The 14,252-nt window shown below is 70.2% G+C and carries 15 protein-coding genes; 9 read left to right on the top strand and 6 right to left on the bottom strand.

What is annotated here, in order from left to right; genetic code table 11:
• Nucleotides 1-8: 8 nt before the first annotated feature.
• Nucleotides 9-1,166, bottom strand: a complete 1,158-nt coding sequence (locus ACQPXB_RS46940; RefSeq protein WP_366584095.1) for an MFS transporter — start codon at nucleotides 1,164-1,166, stop codon at nucleotides 9-11.
• 154 nt (nucleotides 1,167-1,320) lie between these two features.
• Here ACQPXB_RS46940 and ACQPXB_RS46935 point away from each other — a divergent pair, with 154 nt between their 5' ends.
• Nucleotides 1,321-1,914 carry a TetR family transcriptional regulator gene (locus tag ACQPXB_RS46935; RefSeq protein WP_386944632.1) on the top strand — a complete coding sequence of 198 codons (594 nt, stop codon included), beginning with the start codon at nucleotides 1,321-1,323 and terminating at the stop codon, nucleotides 1,912-1,914.
• Between the two features lie 491 nt (nucleotides 1,915-2,405).
• Nucleotides 2,406-2,930 (top strand): hypothetical protein, encoded by a 525-nt coding sequence (locus tag ACQPXB_RS46930; RefSeq protein ID WP_366584016.1) that lies wholly within the window; start codon nucleotides 2,406-2,408, stop codon nucleotides 2,928-2,930.
• Nucleotides 2,931-3,512: 582 nt separating this feature from the next.
• Here the strand turns inward: ACQPXB_RS46930 and ACQPXB_RS46925 are convergent.
• Nucleotides 3,513-4,574 carry an alpha/beta hydrolase gene (locus tag ACQPXB_RS46925; protein WP_432848499.1) on the bottom strand — a complete coding sequence of 354 codons (1,062 nt, stop codon included), beginning with the start codon at nucleotides 4,572-4,574 and terminating at the stop codon, nucleotides 3,513-3,515.
• A gap of 139 nt (nucleotides 4,575-4,713) precedes the next feature.
• On the opposite strand from ACQPXB_RS46925, the gene ACQPXB_RS46920 reads away from it, so the two are divergent.
• From ACQPXB_RS46920 to ACQPXB_RS46910, 3 genes are all read left to right on the top strand, one after another.
• Nucleotides 4,714-5,256 (top strand): NADPH-dependent FMN reductase, encoded by a 543-nt coding sequence (locus tag ACQPXB_RS46920; RefSeq protein ID WP_432857136.1) that lies wholly within the window; start codon nucleotides 4,714-4,716, stop codon nucleotides 5,254-5,256.
• A gap of 132 nt (nucleotides 5,257-5,388) precedes the next feature.
• Nucleotides 5,389-5,811 (top strand): organic hydroperoxide resistance protein, encoded by a 423-nt coding sequence (locus tag ACQPXB_RS46915; RefSeq protein WP_366584013.1) that lies wholly within the window; start codon nucleotides 5,389-5,391, stop codon nucleotides 5,809-5,811.
• A gap of 49 nt (nucleotides 5,812-5,860) precedes the next feature.
• Nucleotides 5,861-6,337, top strand: coding sequence for a Dps family protein (locus tag ACQPXB_RS46910; protein ID WP_366584012.1), 477 nt, complete (start codon nucleotides 5,861-5,863; stop codon nucleotides 6,335-6,337).
• A 214-nt stretch (nucleotides 6,338-6,551) separates the two neighbouring features.
• Here the strand turns inward: ACQPXB_RS46910 and ACQPXB_RS46905 are convergent, their stop codons facing one another.
• Nucleotides 6,552-6,812, bottom strand: a complete 261-nt coding sequence (locus tag ACQPXB_RS46905) for a hypothetical protein (RefSeq protein ID WP_432848497.1) — start codon at nucleotides 6,810-6,812, stop codon at nucleotides 6,552-6,554.
• Nucleotides 6,813-6,903: 91 nt separating this feature from the next.
• On the opposite strand from ACQPXB_RS46905, the gene ACQPXB_RS46900 reads away from it, so the two are divergent.
• The 3 genes from ACQPXB_RS46900 (at nucleotide 6,904) to ACQPXB_RS46890 (ending at nucleotide 10,568) form a co-directional block, all read left to right on the top strand.
• Nucleotides 6,904-8,385: a hypothetical protein gene (locus ACQPXB_RS46900; protein WP_432848495.1), complete on the top strand. Its 1,482-nt coding sequence runs from the start codon at nucleotides 6,904-6,906 to the stop codon at nucleotides 8,383-8,385.
• A gap of 63 nt (nucleotides 8,386-8,448) precedes the next feature.
• Complete coding sequence (locus ACQPXB_RS46895) at nucleotides 8,449-9,840, top strand: glutamate decarboxylase (RefSeq protein WP_366584009.1); 1,392 nt, start codon at nucleotides 8,449-8,451, stop codon at nucleotides 9,838-9,840.
• Between the two features lie 56 nt (nucleotides 9,841-9,896).
• Nucleotides 9,897-10,568: a hypothetical protein gene (locus ACQPXB_RS46890; protein ID WP_432857133.1), complete on the top strand. Its 672-nt coding sequence runs from the start codon at nucleotides 9,897-9,899 to the stop codon at nucleotides 10,566-10,568.
• 14 nt (nucleotides 10,569-10,582) lie between these two features.
• Here the strand turns inward: ACQPXB_RS46890 and ACQPXB_RS46885 are convergent, their stop codons facing one another.
• On the bottom strand, nucleotides 10,583-11,650 hold the full coding sequence (locus tag ACQPXB_RS46885) for an NADH:flavin oxidoreductase/NADH oxidase (protein WP_432848493.1): 1,068 nt from the start codon (nucleotides 11,648-11,650) through the stop codon (nucleotides 10,583-10,585).
• 73 nt (nucleotides 11,651-11,723) lie between these two features.
• On the opposite strand from ACQPXB_RS46885, the gene ACQPXB_RS46880 reads away from it, so the two are divergent.
• Nucleotides 11,724-12,350: a TIGR03085 family metal-binding protein gene (locus ACQPXB_RS46880; RefSeq protein ID WP_366584007.1), complete on the top strand. Its 627-nt coding sequence runs from the start codon at nucleotides 11,724-11,726 to the stop codon at nucleotides 12,348-12,350.
• A gap of 15 nt (nucleotides 12,351-12,365) precedes the next feature.
• Here the strand turns inward: ACQPXB_RS46880 and ACQPXB_RS46875 are convergent, their stop codons facing one another.
• Together ACQPXB_RS46875 and ACQPXB_RS46870 are read right to left on the bottom strand one after the other, a co-directional pair.
• Complete coding sequence (locus ACQPXB_RS46875) at nucleotides 12,366-12,995, bottom strand: histidine phosphatase family protein (protein WP_432848491.1); 630 nt, start codon at nucleotides 12,993-12,995, stop codon at nucleotides 12,366-12,368.
• Nucleotides 12,996-13,657: 662 nt separating this feature from the next.
• Nucleotides 13,658-14,170 (bottom strand): hypothetical protein, encoded by a 513-nt coding sequence (locus ACQPXB_RS46870; RefSeq protein ID WP_432848490.1) that lies wholly within the window; start codon nucleotides 14,168-14,170, stop codon nucleotides 13,658-13,660.
• Between the last annotated feature and the right edge of the window lie 82 nt (nucleotides 14,171-14,252).

The raw sequence follows: 14,252 nt of genomic DNA, 5'->3' as shown, positions 1-14,252 counted from the left end.
CGGGTTGGTCAGCGGCGAGCCTGGACAGCCGCGGCCATCGCCGGCGCAGCTGCGGCCCGGCGCCGGTGCGTCCACAGCAGGCCCGCGGCGGCCAGGACCAGACCACCGGCACCCGCGGCGACGAAGCCCCACGCCGGGCTCGAGTGGTCGATCGCGAAGCCCACCACGGGGCTGCCCGCGGCCAGCCCGAGCCGCGTCGACGCGTCCTGCAGCCCCATCGCCTCGCCGCGCACGGCCGGGGGCGCGATGGCGCTCACCGTCTCCGTGGTCGCGGCCAGCGTCGGGGCGCAGAGCAGGTTCGTCGGGATCAGCACGAGCATCAGCAGCCACCACGGCTGGTCCGCCAGCCCCACCGGCAAGACCAGCGCCGCGAGCAGCAGCATCAGCACGCCCTGCGGCAGCGACTTCTTCACGGCGCCGTGCACGATTCCGCCGAGCATCGACGCCGCGCACATCACCGCGATGACCAGGCCGGTCCAGCCGACGTCACCGTGGGAGCGCAGGGCCGCCAGCGTCGCCACCTCCGTGCCGACCAGGCAGAACAGCGCGCCCGCGGCCACCAGCAGCGTCGCGAGCAGGCGGCCGGTGAGCCATGACCGCAGCGGCGGCCGGACCGAGCCGACGGGGGCGAGCTCGTCCTCGTTCCGGATCGGCGGGTTGAGCAGGAAGATGAGCAAGGCCGTGCTGCCGAAGAGCACGCCGATGCCGCTGAGCGTGAACGTGGCCGACAGCGACGTAATCGCCGCGATGCCGGCCGCCGGGCCGATCATGAACGACGCCTCGACCAGGATCGTGTCGAGCGAGTAGGCCGCGCGCCGGTGCTCGGCGGGCACCAGCGCCGCCAGGATCTGGCGCGCCAGCGAGCCCGCGGGCACGGACAGGAACCCGGCGGGCAGCGCGCACGCCACCAGCACCGCGTAGGAGAGGTGGGGTGCCGCGACCCAGAACGCCGTGGACGCGATGCCGCAGACGGCGACCACCGGACGCAGGCCGTAGCGGTCGATCGTGCGCCCGAGCAGCGGCGCGCCCAGCGCCATGCCGAGCGTGGTGGCGGCGCCGACGATGCCGGCCGCGCCGTAGCCGTGGCCCAGGTTGGTGACCACGTACAGGGTGAGCGTGACACCGGTCATCGTCATCGGCAGGCGCGCGAAGAACATCAGCGCCATCGACGGACGGACTCGGGACAGGGTCAGCACCTGGCGGTACGGCTCGAAGGGCACGTACCTCATGAGAGCAAATCCTGGTACGCGCGTGCAACTTCTTTTGGGGCGATCTTCGTGACAGTTGCTGTCAAACGAGAGCGACAGCGACAATCGCCGCATGACCCCGGCTGAACCGACAGGCCTGCGCGAACGCAAGAAGGCCCGCACGCGCGAAGCGATCCAGCGGCACGCGCTGCGGCTGTTCCAGGAGCAGGGCTACTCGACCACCACCGTCGAGCAGATCGCCGCGGCCGCGGACATCTCGCCGAGCACGTTCTTCCGCTACTTCCCGACGAAGGAGGCGACGGTCCTCTACGACCGCATCGACCCGCTGCTCGTCGAGGCCGCTCGGAGGCAGCCGGCGGACCTGACGCTGCTCGGGGTCGTGCGCGCGACGCTGCGCGAGGTGTACGACAGCCTGCCGCCCGAGGCGTGGGCCGAGGAGCGGCGCCGGCAGCTGCTCGTGTTCTCCGTGCCGGAGCTGCGCGCGAAGGTGATGGACAACTACGTCTCGGGCATCACGATGCTCGTCGAGCTGGCGGCCGAACGGACCGGTCGCGCCCGCGGTGACTTCGAGGTGCGCAACTGGGCGGGCGCGGTCGTCGGCGTCGTCCTTTCCACGGCGCTGGCGGCCGCGGCGGACCAGAGCGTCGATTTCGTCGCGCTGCTGGAACGCGCGTTCACGCATCTGGAAGAAGGCCTGCCGCTCTGAATCGGCGCAACTTCTGTTCCTGACGCGAAACAATTCGCGAATATTTTTGCGCATTCGTTTGCTGACCTCGGCGTGCTTCGCCGGGTGCGCATTCGTGCGCTGTTTCCGCTGGTCTCCGTGGCGGAGATCTGCCCGTGACCCGGCTACTCCACCTGTGGCGGTGCGTGCGTGGGGGACACCCCGACCGGAGCAGTGGCGACACGCGGTCCGACGGAGTGATCAGGGTAAACGATCACGTAATACACCTGTGTGGGTGAGCGGCAGGGCCATTCGTGGCGGACGGCTACTCCGAGTCCGATTCATGATCGGTCATGATGATCTTCAGGGGGATGGGCAAGCCGTCCACGTTAATCAATTGCGGGCATGTTCCCGAAAGACGGATTCGGCACGTAAGGGTTAGAAAACGTCCCTATCCGGTGATCGGCTGGTGCTGGGTCGACACGGCGGGTATCGATTTACCCGTCAGGTCTCCAGAGGCCAGGAGGTAAGGAATGAAAGGCAAGATTGGGCGGATCATCGCCTTGGTAGCCGCCGGCAGTCTGCTGGCCGTCGGCACCTCGGGGATGGCCTCGGCGAGCCCTGCGGGTGGCAAGGGCTCGTCGTCCACCGAGGCGGTCGGCGCGCAGGTGCTCCAGATGCGAGACGACCTGACGAAGGCCGCGTACGCCGGCAACGTCGGTCTGACACGTGCCGACCTGGACAAGCTCAGCCCTGTCCTCGGCGACCTCGCCGCGGGCAAGCGCTACACGATCCAGTCGGAGACGCAGCAGCTCTCGTCGGCGGCCAAGGGCCGTGCGGACGAGTCCAGCCGCCTGCTGGCCGACCCGTCGGCGTCGCCGCGTCAGCTCCCGCCGCTGCCGCTCCCGCCGATCCCGGACCTGCCCGGTCCGCTGAAGATCGTGAGCGACCTGCTGAAGGCCCTGCTGGGTGCCGTCACCGGCATCCTGGGCGGACTGCTCGGCTCCCTGCCGGTGCCTCCGCTGCCGGTGCCACCGTTGCCCGTCCCGGGCGCGTAGTCACCACCCCCGGAACCCGGGGTTTTCGGAGCCTGGTGCGGTTCGCCGCACCAGGCTCCGGTGGTTTCCGGGGCTGTTCCTTCTTTCGTAGCCGCCGCCGGTGCTGCCGCCGACCGGCGCACGGTGACTGTGCTGCGGTGCGACCGTCTTCGGCGCCGCGTTGTCGAGCGAGGGCCGGCGAAGCTCGTTGCGCTCGCCGTGGCGAGTGCCCTGCGCCAGCCTCCTCTCCTTCTGCTTTCGACAACTGGTGCTGCTGACCGTCGCACGGTGACTGTGCTGCGGTGCGACCCTCGTCAGCCCCCGCGCTGTCGAGCGAGGGCCATTGCGCTCGCCGTGAAGAGTGCCGTCCTTCACCAGTCTCGCGAGGCCGTCGCCCGGGGCTATTTCTCTCTCGGCGGCCGACGCTCGTCCTGTGCCCGGCCGGCGCCTGGCTGCCCCGCGCGCGGAACTGTGTCCGCGCGATCGACAATCCGCTCCGGTGCGACCATCGGCCGCGCGCGCTGTCGCGCGAGGGCCGGCGAAGCTCGTTGCGCTCGCCGTGGAGAGTGCCCTGCACCAGCACCGCGAGACCGTCGCCCGGGACTATTTCTCCTTCTGCTGCCGCGCCAATCCCAGCCGCAGCGCGCCGGCCAGCTCGGCCGTTGCCTCGCGGAATCGGGAGCCGACGCCGGTGAAGTTCAGGAACCCGTGGATCAGGTCCGGCTGCCGGCTCACCGCGACGGACACGCCTGCTTCGCGCAGCTTCTCCGCGTAGGCCTCGCCCTCGTCGCGCAGCGGGTCGAAGCCCGCGGTCATGATGAACGCCGGCGGCAGTCCACTGTGGTCGGTCGCGACGAGGGGCGACAGGCGCGGGTCGGCCTTGTCGGTGTCGGCGGGGACGTAGTGGCCTTCGAACCAGGTCATCGACTCGTCGGTGAGGAACAGCTTCTCGCCGAAGATCTCGCGCGAGCGGCGGCGCGTCGTGAAGTCCACGGCGGGGTAGATCAGCAGCTGGAACGCCGGTGCCGGGCCGCCGCGCCGCACCGCCGCCAGGGTCAAGGCTGCGGAGAGGTTGCCGCCCGCGCTGTCGCCGCCCACGGCGATGCGGTCGGCGTCGGCGCCGAGCTCGGCGGCATTCGCGTGGGCGTAGTCGAACGCCGCCAGCGCGTCTTCGAACGGAGTCGGGAACGGGTGTTCCGGCGCCATCCGGTACTCCACTGACAGCACGCGCACGCCGGCGTGCTTCGCGAGGTAGCGCGCGGCGTTGTCGTGCGTGGCGCGGGAGCCGACCACCCAGCCGCCGCCGTGGAAGAACACGAGCAGCCCGGACGGCTCCGGCAGTCCCGCGGGTGTGTAGAGAGTCGCGTCGAGCGACGCGTCGCCGGACGGGATCACCACGTCGCGCACGGCCACGGGCTCGATCGTCTTGCCGCTCACCAGGTGGCGGCCGAGCTCGAGCCCGAGGCGCGAGCCCTCGACCGAGTCGCCGACGAGCGCGGTGCCGGTGAGCTGCTGCAACCGCAGCAGAAGCTGGGCGTCGAGGGCGAGCTCCTGCCCGTCGCGCCGCAGCGGCGGGCCGGCGATGAGCCGCCGGACGGGCCGGGGCAGCCAGAAGACCAGCTGCGCGGCGGCGGCCTGGGCGCGGACCTGGAGCGGGATCGCCATCGTTCCTCCTCGGCTGTGGACCCCGACGTTACTTGTCAGTAGGTAGTGGGTCCAGTTGTGATCGAGAACTCCGTCCCAAATCCTGGTCCTCCACTTAAGTCGAGGGGTTAGCCTCGGGGACGTGACTTCAGCCAAGACGGTGCTCGGGATCGGCGGTTCACTGCGCGACGGCTCGCAGTCCGAGCGCGCCCTGCGGATCGCCCTCGACTCGGCGGCCGAGCTGGGGGTGAACACCGAGCTGATCCCCGGGCCGGAGCTCGTGCTGCCGTTCTACGACACGGCCGCGGGCGAGCGCGACGACCGCGCGAGGCGGCTGATCGAGAGCATCCGCCGCGCCGACGGCCTGATCGTGGTCTCCCCGGGTTACCACGGCGCGCTGTCCGGGCTGGTCAAGAACGCCCTGGACTACGTCGAGGACCTGCGCGAAGACACCCGTCCGTACCTCGACGGCCGCCCCGTCGGCCTCGCCGCCGTCGCCTTCGGCTGGCAGGCCGCCGTCACCACGCTCGACCAGCTGCGCACGATCACGCACGCGCTGCGCGGCTGGCCCACCCCGCTGGGTGGTTCGATCAACTCCGCCGAGACCAAGTTCGACGAGTCCGGCGGCGCCTCCGACGACAAGAGCGTGCGCACGCTGCGCCTCATCGGCCGCCAGGTGGCCGAGTTCACCCTGTCGCGCTGAGGTTTCATCCGCTGGACGCCGGGTATTCCCCGGCGTGATGCCTGCCATGCGGCGGCAAGGTTCCGCTGATGCGGAACGTTGTTACCGATGAGACGCTGAGCCGGGCGTCCCAACGAGGAGGTAGGCGAAAGAATGGCTGACGCGATCTACACCGCGGCCGCGACCGCGCGAGGCGAGGGCCGCAACGGCGAGGTGACCTCGTCCGACGGGGTCATCGACGAGTCGCTGGCGATCCCGAAGGAAATGGGTGGCCCTGGCGGTGACAAGACCAACCCCGAGCAGCTGTTCGCCGCCGGCTATTCCGCCTGCTTCCACAGCGCTCTGCAGGCCGTGGCGCGTGCGGGGAAGGTGCAGCTGCCGGAGTCGACGGTGACCGCCGAGGTCAGCCTGTACAAGCAGGAAGTGGGCTTCAAGCTGGGCGTCGCGCTGAACGTCTCGCTGCCCGGCATGGACAAGGCCCAGGCCGACGAGCTCGTCGCGCAGGCGCACCAGGTGTGCCCGTACTCGAACGCGACGCGGGGCAACATCGAGGTCGCGCTCATCACCACGGTCTGACCCCGTTCCCGGCCGGCTTCCACCACCACGACACAGAAAGGACAACCCGATGGTCAACTCTCCCATCAAGAGCCCCCTGAGCGACGCCGACAAGGAGATCACGGGCAACGCCCTGCAGGCGACGCTCGTCGACCTCGTGGACCTTTCGCTGATCGCGAAGCAGGCCCACTGGAACGTCGTGGGCAAGAACTTCCGCAGCGCCCACCTGCAGCTCGACGAGCTCGTCGCCACGGCCCGCCAGTACGTCGACGAGGTCGCCGAGCGCGCCAACGCCATCGGCATCTCGCCCAACGGCAAGGCGAAGACCGTCGTCGAAAGCTCGGGCGTCCCGGACTACCCCGACAACTGGCAGTCGGTGGAATCCACGGTCGCCGCCATCGTCGACATCCTGGCGTCGCTCATCGAGCGCCTCCGCAAGCGCATCGACGAGACCGACAAGAGCGACCTGGTCACGCAGGACCTGCTGATCGAAATCACGCGCGCCTTGGAAGAGGCGCACTGGATGTGGCAGGCGCAGCAGGCCTGACGGTTCTTGCTGACGGGCCGCTCACCCCTCGGGGTGGGCGGCCTTTGTCGTGCCTTGTCGTGCTTTGTCGTGTCGGGCGGCGCGCGTTGCGTGCTTCGCGGCGTACGCACCACGTTGTCACGGTGCACGACCGGCCCGTTCGCTTCGCTATCGCTTTGGCCGCAGCCGTGTGCGTGGCACATCGGTTCGCCGGGGCGCACCCATGGGCCGGGCGTCAGAGGGCGGCACCGGGTGGGCACCAGCCAACCAACCTGTCCATGATGTCGAGTAAATGGTCTTCAGCCGGGTCGTCTTCGCCGCCCGCGCTTTGTTGGATCTCGTCCTGGGCTGCGTAGCCGGCGTTCAGAATGTCTTCGCGGTCGGTGCCGGCCGCGAGCGCCGCCGTGACGATCTCCAGGAGCTGCGAGTCGTCGCGGCGGCGAGCCGCCGTTCGCGCACGGCTTCGCGGCGTACACGCCACGTTGTCACGGCCCACGAACGGCCCGTTCGTGCCATTTCGGCGCGAGGGGACCGTTCGTGCCATCCGACACGGGCTTTTCCGCCCGCTTCCGTGTTCACTTGAGGGCATGCCCGCTCTCCACCCGCCGCTGGATCGGCAGCAGCTCGGTCACCTCAGGCACTTCGACAACCTCTCCCGCCAGTTCCGCAACGACTGGTCCTTCATGCAGGGCAAGGGAACCGGCCAAGACGACTTCGGCGGCTACCGGTTCCAGCTCGCGTACATGGCGTACGCGCTGGCCCTGACGCACCGGCACCGGCTGCCCGCCGCGCCCGGGTTGTTCCGGCCGACGATGCGGCGGCTCGTGGAGAAGATCCTGCTGCCCGAGGTGTGGCTGTACTGGCGCGACGTGAGCCGCGGCGGGGCGGTGGTCAACGCGCACCTCGGGGATCTCAAGGAGGAGTGGGATCCCGTGGTGCGCGACAACATCATGTACAGCGCGTACGTGCAGTCGATGGCACTGCTGCACGACTACCTCTTCGCCGCCGACGAGTTCGCGGCGCCGGGATCGTTGACGTTCCAGCACTGGTCGTACTTCTGGGGCGGCGAGGAGAAGCGGTTCGCCTACGACCGCGAGTCGCTCAACGACCACATCTACTGGCAGATGGTCGAAAACGGCTACCTGGGCGTGGCGTGCGAGCCCAACTGCGTGTTCCAGATCTGCAACCAGCCGGCCATCCTCGGCTTCCGCCTCCACGACCTGATCACCGGCGGCAGCCGCGCCGAGGAGGTCGTGGCCGGCTACGAACGCGCGTGGGCCGACTTCGGCCGGCTCGACGAATCGGGCCACTACAACATGATGATCACCGCCGACTCGAAGCGCGTGCGGCCGAACGAAGCACCGTCGCCGTGGGTGGACGCGTGGTGCGGCGCGCTGATGAACATGTGGAACCGCGACTTCGTCCACGACGGTTACCCGGAGCAGGTCAAGCGGTTCCTCGTCGACGGCCCGGACGGCACGCGGTCCGTCCGCTCGGCGCCGGCGCGGGAAGTGATGGGCCAGCCCGTCATCACCGACACGTGCGACTTCGGCTGGGTGGCGGCGTGGGCGTCGGAGATGGGCGACGCCGCCACGCTCGACAGCCTGCTCGCCCACGCCGACCGCTTCATGAACCCGACCTGGCGCGAAGGCGGCCTGTACTACCCGCGCAACGACACCCCGGCCGACGCCGACGGCAACCGCACCGACATCGAGCCGATGAGCGGCAACGTCCTGCTCGGCTACGCCCGCCTCAACACCCCGGACGGCCTCTGGGGCCTCTACACCAACCGGTGGCCGGCGAGCCATTTCGAGGAGCCGGCGCTGACCGTCGTCGATCGGGACGTCGAGGTCAGCCAGGCGGAGGTCGTCGACGGCGTGCTGCGCGCCCGGCTGCGGCGCACGCCCGACGTGCCGGGTGAGGGCACCGTGACGATCGGCCGCATCCCCGGGGCGTGGAGGGCCCGGCTCGACGGGGTTGAACTTTCAACGCCGGACCGCACCGAAGCCGGCCTGGTCTTCCGGTGTGGTCCCGAAGCGCAGGTGCTGGAGGTGGAGCCGCTGGGCTGACGGGCCGCCCGGCCGGGTGTCACGAGCTGTCGCGGGCGGGGGTGCGGCAGTACGGTCGCAAGCATGGTGCTGCACAGCGGGGAACAGAACGGATCCAACCGTCAATCGGGCACGAACCCCATGTACGCAGGGGCGAATCCCGCCCTGGCGGCCGACTTCGTGATGCCGCACAACAAGCTTCGCGACACCTCGCTGCCGCCGGACGCCGCGTTGCAGCTCGTGCGCGACGAGCTGATGCTCGACGGCAACGCGCGGCTCAACATGGCCACGTTCGTCACCACGTGGATGGAGCCGCAGGCGCGTGACCTGATGGCCGAGTGCGTCGACAAGAACATGATCGACAAGGACGAGTACCCGCAGACGGCCGAGCTCGAGCGCCGCTGCGTGAACATCCTCGCCGACCTGTGGCACGCCCCCGACCCCGCGGACATCATGGGCTGCTCGACCACGGGCTCCTCCGAGGCGTGCATGCTCGCCGGCATGGCGCTGAAGCGGCGCTGGACGAAGCTCGGCCGCACCGGGAAGCCGAACCTGGTGATGGGCGTGAACGTGCAGGTGTGCTGGGACAAGTTCTGCGAGTACTGGGAGGTCGAGCCGCGCCTGGTGCCCATGGACGGCGACCGGTTGCACCTTTCCGCCGAGGAGGCGGTGAAGCACTGCGACGAGAACACCATCGGCGTCGTCGCGATCCTCGGGTCCACTTTCGACGGCAGCTACGAGCCCGTCGCGGAGATCGCCGCCGCGCTGGATGACCTGCAGGCCCGCACCGGCTGGGACATCCCCGTCCACGTCGACGGCGCGTCGGGCGCGATGATCGCGCCGTTCCTCGACGAGGACCTGGCGTGGGACTTCCGCCTGCCGCGTGTCGCGTCGATCAACACCTCGGGCCACAAGTACGGCCTCGTGTACCCCGGCGTCGGCTGGGTCGTCTGGCGCAACCGCGAGGCGCTGCCCTCGGAGCTGGTCTTCAACGTCAACTACCTCGGCGGCGACATGCCCACGTTCGCGCTGAACTTCTCCCGACCCGGCGCCGAAGTGGCCGCGCAGTACTACACCTTCGTCCGCCTCGGCCGCGAAGGCTTCCGCGCCGTGCAGCAAGCCTCGCGCGACGTGGCCCTCCACCTGTCCGCCGCCATCGCCGACCTGGGCCCGTTCCAGCTCCTGACCCGCGGCGACCAGCTCCCGGTCTTCGCCTTCACCACCAAGCCCGAGATCACCGCCTACGACGTCTTCGACGTCTCCCGCCGCCTCCGCGAACGCGGCTGGCTCGTCCCGGCCTACACCTTCCCGGAACACCGCACCGACCTGGCGGTGCTGCGCATCGTCGTCCGCAACGGCTTCACCCACGACCTGGCCGACCTCCTGATGGACGACCTCCGCCGCGCCCTGCCCGAGCTGGAACGCCAAACCAAGCCCCAGCACGACCCGGCGACGTCGACGGCGTTCCACCACTGACGAAAAGCGGAGGCAGGCCGAGGTACTGACGCGCCACACTTCGCGGGGTGATCACGATGCAGCCCGTTGTCGAGGTGCACGCGCGAGACGGTTTCGCGCTCTGGCCTGTCTCCGAGGCCCGAACGGACGGTTACCTCGCGCTGAGCGGCGAGCTCACGCCCCTCGAAGTCGGGACAGCGCTGATGTGCGTGGTCGGCTGCAACGACGTCGACCCCGGCGACGACGGCCGACCGCCGCGCCCCGCCAACGCGCTGGAGTCCTTCCTGCACGGCCTGCTCACGTTCGACAGCCTCTTCGCGGCGGGTGGTCTCAAGGTGACCGACGCCGCCACGGGGGTGGTGTCGTGGCCGAGCTGCTGCAGTGGTCTGGAGGAATGGCGCGACTGGAACCAGGTCTTCGCGTTCGGCGGCTCAGTCTGCCTCGGGCACGGTCCGTTGGCTGAACGCGACGGCGAGATCGTCCGGATCACCGCCGACGCGACGCCGACCGGCAGCCCGGTGATCGAGGTGCCGGCCGGCGAACTCCGGCACCTTCTGGCCGGTGTCGAGCGCGACCTCGCGGCCTTTCTCGCGCTCGCTGCCGACTGGGTCTACCGGCACCTGCCCCGCCACGCCCTCCCGGTCATCGCCGCCCTCATCCGAGTTCTTGATCTCCCGCGGCCTCGCGACATCCACGGCGGACAACCGACCAGGCTTCGACTCGAGCGCGGAAGCGCCTCGGCTTCGTGAGGTAGCGCCCCACGTCAGCGCCGCGGCTTCGCCCGCAAATACTGATCCGCCCACCGCACCTCGGCGCCCAGCGCGTGCGCCGCGCGTTGTGGCCAGTGCGGGTCGCGCAGGAGGGCGCGGGCGAGGAACACCGCGTCGGCCGAGCCGGTGGCGACGATTTGTTCCGCTTGTTCCGGTTCGGTGATCATGCCGACGGCGCCGGTGGGCACCGCGGTCTCGCGGCGGATGCGTTCGGCGAACGGCACCTGGTAGCCCGGGCCGATGGGGATGCGGGGGTGGGGCACGTTGCCGCCGGAGGAGACGTCGACGAGGTCGGTGCCGCGGTCGGCGAGCAGCTTCACGAGGTGCACGGAGTCGTCGGGGGACCAGCCGCCGTCGGCCCAGTCGCTGGCGGAGATGCGCGTGAGCAGGGGGACGTCGGGGCCGATCTCCGCACGCACGGCTCCGGTGAGCTCCAGCGCGAGCCGGGTGCGGCCCTCGAAGTCGCCTCCGTAGCGGTCGGTGCGGGAGTTGGACAGCGGCGACAGGAACTGGTGGCCGAGGTAGCCGTGTGCGAGGTGCAGCTCCACCAGGTCGAACCCGGCCTCGAGCGCGCGGCGGGCGCCGGCGGCGAAGTCGGCCGGGAGGTGGGCGACCTCGTCGGTGGTCAGCGGACGGGCGGGGGCGTAGTCGCCGAAGGGCTGGTCGTCCGCGCCGACGCTCTGCCAGCCGCCCTCGGACGCGGGCACGGTGCCGGTGCCCTCCCACGGCCGGCGAGTGGACGCCTTGCGCCCCGCGTGCGCGAGCTGCATGCCGATCACCGCGCCCTGCGCGTGCACGAAGTCGGTGACACGGCGCCAGGCGGCGACCTGCTCGTCGTTCCAGATGCCGGTGTCCTGCGGGCTGATCCGGCCTTCCGGGGTGACGGCGCTGGCTTCGGTCAGGACGAGCCCGGCACCGCCGACGGCGAACTGGCCCAGGTGGACGAGGTGCCAGTCGTTGGGCACGCCGTCGGTGGCGGAGTACTGGCACATGGGCGAGACCCACGCTCGGTTCGGCAGCGTCAGGCCTCGCAGGGAGAGGGGTTCGAAGAGTCGGCTCACGATTCGATGAAACACCCAGTGGTGGTCGTCTCGTCCCGGCGCGGGGGGTGTACTCGCGAGTAATGTCGTTGACATGGGTCTTGCCGCAGACGAACGCCAGGCGTTGAGCACTCTCTTCGACGAGGTCGGCCCCGACGCCCCGACCTTGTGCGAAGGCTGGGCGACGCGCGATCTCGCGGCCCACCTCATCGTGCGCGAACACCGCCTCGACGCGTCGCCGGGCATCATGGTGCCCGCGCTCGCCGGCTACACGAAGCGCGTGCAGGACGGCTACGCCGCCAAGCCGTGGCCCGCCCTCGTCGACCAGGTCCGCCGCGGCCCGGCGTGGTACTGGCCCATGGCCATCGGCCCCCTCAACGAGCTCACCAACGGCGCCGAGTTCCTCGTCCACCACGAAGACGTCCGCCGCGCCCAGCCCGGCTGGGAACCCCGCCCCGCCGACCCGTCTCGCGACGAAGCCGCGTGGCGCCTCGCCCGCCAGTCCGCGAAACTCAACCTGCGCAAGGCCCCCGTCGGCGTCGTCCTGCGCCATACCGACGGCCGCTCCGCCCAGGTCAAATCCGGCACCCCCGTCGTGACCGTCACGGGCGACCCCGTGGACCTCCTCCTCTTCGTCTTCGGCCGCGACGCCGTCCACGTCACTTTCGACGGCGACCCCACGGCAGTCGACCGCTTGCAGGCGCTGAGCCGCGGCATGTGAGCCGGGTTCGGCCGCTCATCCGTCGAGATGACGGGTATCGCCGAGGCTGGCGAGCTGGTGGTTGCGGAAGTAGTCGTCTTCCCGCAACGTGGTGATGCTTCCGGAGGGCGCCCGGAAGTCCACGCGGCCCAGCGACTCGACCGGCATCCCGATCCAACACGCCACGACGAACGTCAGGGTCCCGCCGTGCGTCACAATGACCTGGTGCTCACACCGGCGTAGGAGGATCTCCTCCATGGCCGCGTAAACGCGCCGCGCGAACGTCCTCGTGGTCTCGGCACCCCGCACACCCACGTCGTGCCCCATCCGGTCCCCACTCGCCGGCGGCGGAACGAACCGCTGGTCCAGCCACTCCTGCGACCGCCCCTCGGCCTCGCCGTACGACCTCTCCCGCAACCGGCGCTCCTCGATGGGCTTCACACCGAACGCCCCCGCCACCTCGTCGGCCGTACGGCGCGCGCGCCGCAGATCCGACGAAACCACCTCGACCTCGGCGTCGTCGGGAACCCGCGCTCGCAACGCCGCCGCGATCGAAACTGCCGCCCGAACGCCGGCCGGCGTCAGCTGCGAGTCGTACCACCCACCCACCACTCTCTCGACGTGATGCGTGGCCTCCGGATGGGTGACGACGTAGATGCTCCGCACCGGCGAGCGCCCTTTCGTTGTTCGAACCTTTGTGCCCCAGCGCCTTTCCACTCCTGGCGCCGTCGCCCCAGCGCCTTACCTCCCCCCCAGCGCCTTACGCCCCCCGGTGCATTACGGCCCCCAGCGGCTCGGGTCCCAGCGCTTTTACGCCCCCCCAGAGCCTTTCCGCCCCGGCGCCGCCCCGCCAAGAGCCTTACCGCCCCAGCGCCGTTCCCCAAAGCGCCTTATCGCCGCCGCCCCAAGCGGCTTTCCGCCTCCCAGCGCCTTTGTGCCCCAGCGTCTTGCCCCCAGCGCCTTTGCGTCCGCAGCGTCTTGCTGCCCCCAGTGTCGTTTCGCCCCACGGCAGCCCGATTTCAGCCCCACCGCGCCTTTTCATCCCCACGGCGGCTTGACGCCGTGCCCCACCCGCGCAACGGCCGTAAACCCACCCTCCCGGGGGCCGCCCATGATCCATTCTACCGGGGCACCCCGGCAAAACCCGCTGCTCAGGCAGGTTGTCCACAGGACGCCACAGTTGTGGACAACTGGCCCAGCCATGCATGCAGAGCGCGAGAACCGAACGCGCGCGACACCTCGCCCCGACGTCCATCCGCCCAGCTCAGCGGAGTTCTCCAACCGCCGACCGCAAAGCCGACCAACCGAGTCAACCCCCAAAAAAACACCTACCCAGCCCGAAGCCGCGACGGCCACGCAAACTCCAACGGCTCAGCCTGGTGACTCCACACCTCAACCAGCCCCGCCAGCGACTCCACCGCCCCACGGATATCGGCGTCACCAAAGGGATACGGCTCCGCCCGGATCACACCCCAGGCCTCCCGCGCGGCGGCAAACGGCGGGCGCCGGCGATGTTCCACCGCGCGATGCAGCACGCCAACCAGACTTTCCGCCACGGCGATGGACCCCGAAGCCGCCTTCAGGACCCGGCGGCTGCGGTCCCGGGCGTCGTGGCGGGGTTTCCCGTGCAGCACAGTCATGTTGTCGAACACGCCGCCCGCCGCGATGCAGCCGAAGATGCCGCCGGACAGACCCAGCGAGCGTTCCACCGCGGCGTGCGCGAGGTCGTGCGGGACGCGGAACTTGCGCGAGTACGAAGGCAACCCGAGTACCACCCCGTCGCCACGGGTGATGCGCGTGAAGGTCTCGCCGCGGGGGTCGTGCTCGAACACCAGGTCCACAGCGCGAAGCATCGACCTCGGAAAGCCAGAAACCCAAGCGAATTTCCCCGGCCGGGGTCTACAAAGGGACCCCGGCCAGGGA

The sequence above is a fragment of the Amycolatopsis sp. CA-161197 genome, assembly GCF_050942255.1.
Taxonomy (GTDB): Bacteria; Actinomycetota; Actinomycetes; order Mycobacteriales; family Pseudonocardiaceae; genus Amycolatopsis.
This window is presented reverse-complemented; position numbering and strand designations above follow the sequence as displayed.

Bases quoted from the DNA above. Each gene is read 5' to 3' on its own strand.
- ACQPXB_RS46890 (WP_432857133.1), top strand. From the start codon at position 9,897: ATGCAGCCCGTTGTCGAGGTGCACGCGCGAGACGGTTTCGCGCTCTGG.
- ACQPXB_RS46910 (WP_366584012.1), top strand. From the start codon at position 5,861: ATGGTCAACTCTCCCATCAAGAGCCCCCTGAGCGACGCCGACAAGGAG.
- ACQPXB_RS46930 (WP_366584016.1), top strand. From the start codon at position 2,406: ATGAAAGGCAAGATTGGGCGGATCATCGCCTTGGTAGCCGCCGGCAGT.
- ACQPXB_RS46940 (WP_366584095.1), bottom strand. From the start codon at position 1,166: ATGGCGCTGATGTTCTTCGCGCGCCTGCCGATGACGATGACCGGTGTC.
- ACQPXB_RS46895 (WP_366584009.1), top strand. From the start codon at position 8,449: ATGGTGCTGCACAGCGGGGAACAGAACGGATCCAACCGTCAATCGGGC.
- ACQPXB_RS46915 (WP_366584013.1), top strand. From the start codon at position 5,389: ATGGCTGACGCGATCTACACCGCGGCCGCGACCGCGCGAGGCGAGGGC.
- ACQPXB_RS46900 (WP_432848495.1), top strand. From the start codon at position 6,904: ATGCCCGCTCTCCACCCGCCGCTGGATCGGCAGCAGCTCGGTCACCTC.
- ACQPXB_RS46925 (WP_432848499.1), bottom strand. From the start codon at position 4,574: ATGGCGATCCCGCTCCAGGTCCGCGCCCAGGCCGCCGCCGCGCAGCTG.
- ACQPXB_RS46880 (WP_366584007.1), top strand. From the start codon at position 11,724: ATGGGTCTTGCCGCAGACGAACGCCAGGCGTTGAGCACTCTCTTCGAC.
- ACQPXB_RS46935 (WP_386944632.1), top strand. From the start codon at position 1,321: ATGACCCCGGCTGAACCGACAGGCCTGCGCGAACGCAAGAAGGCCCGC.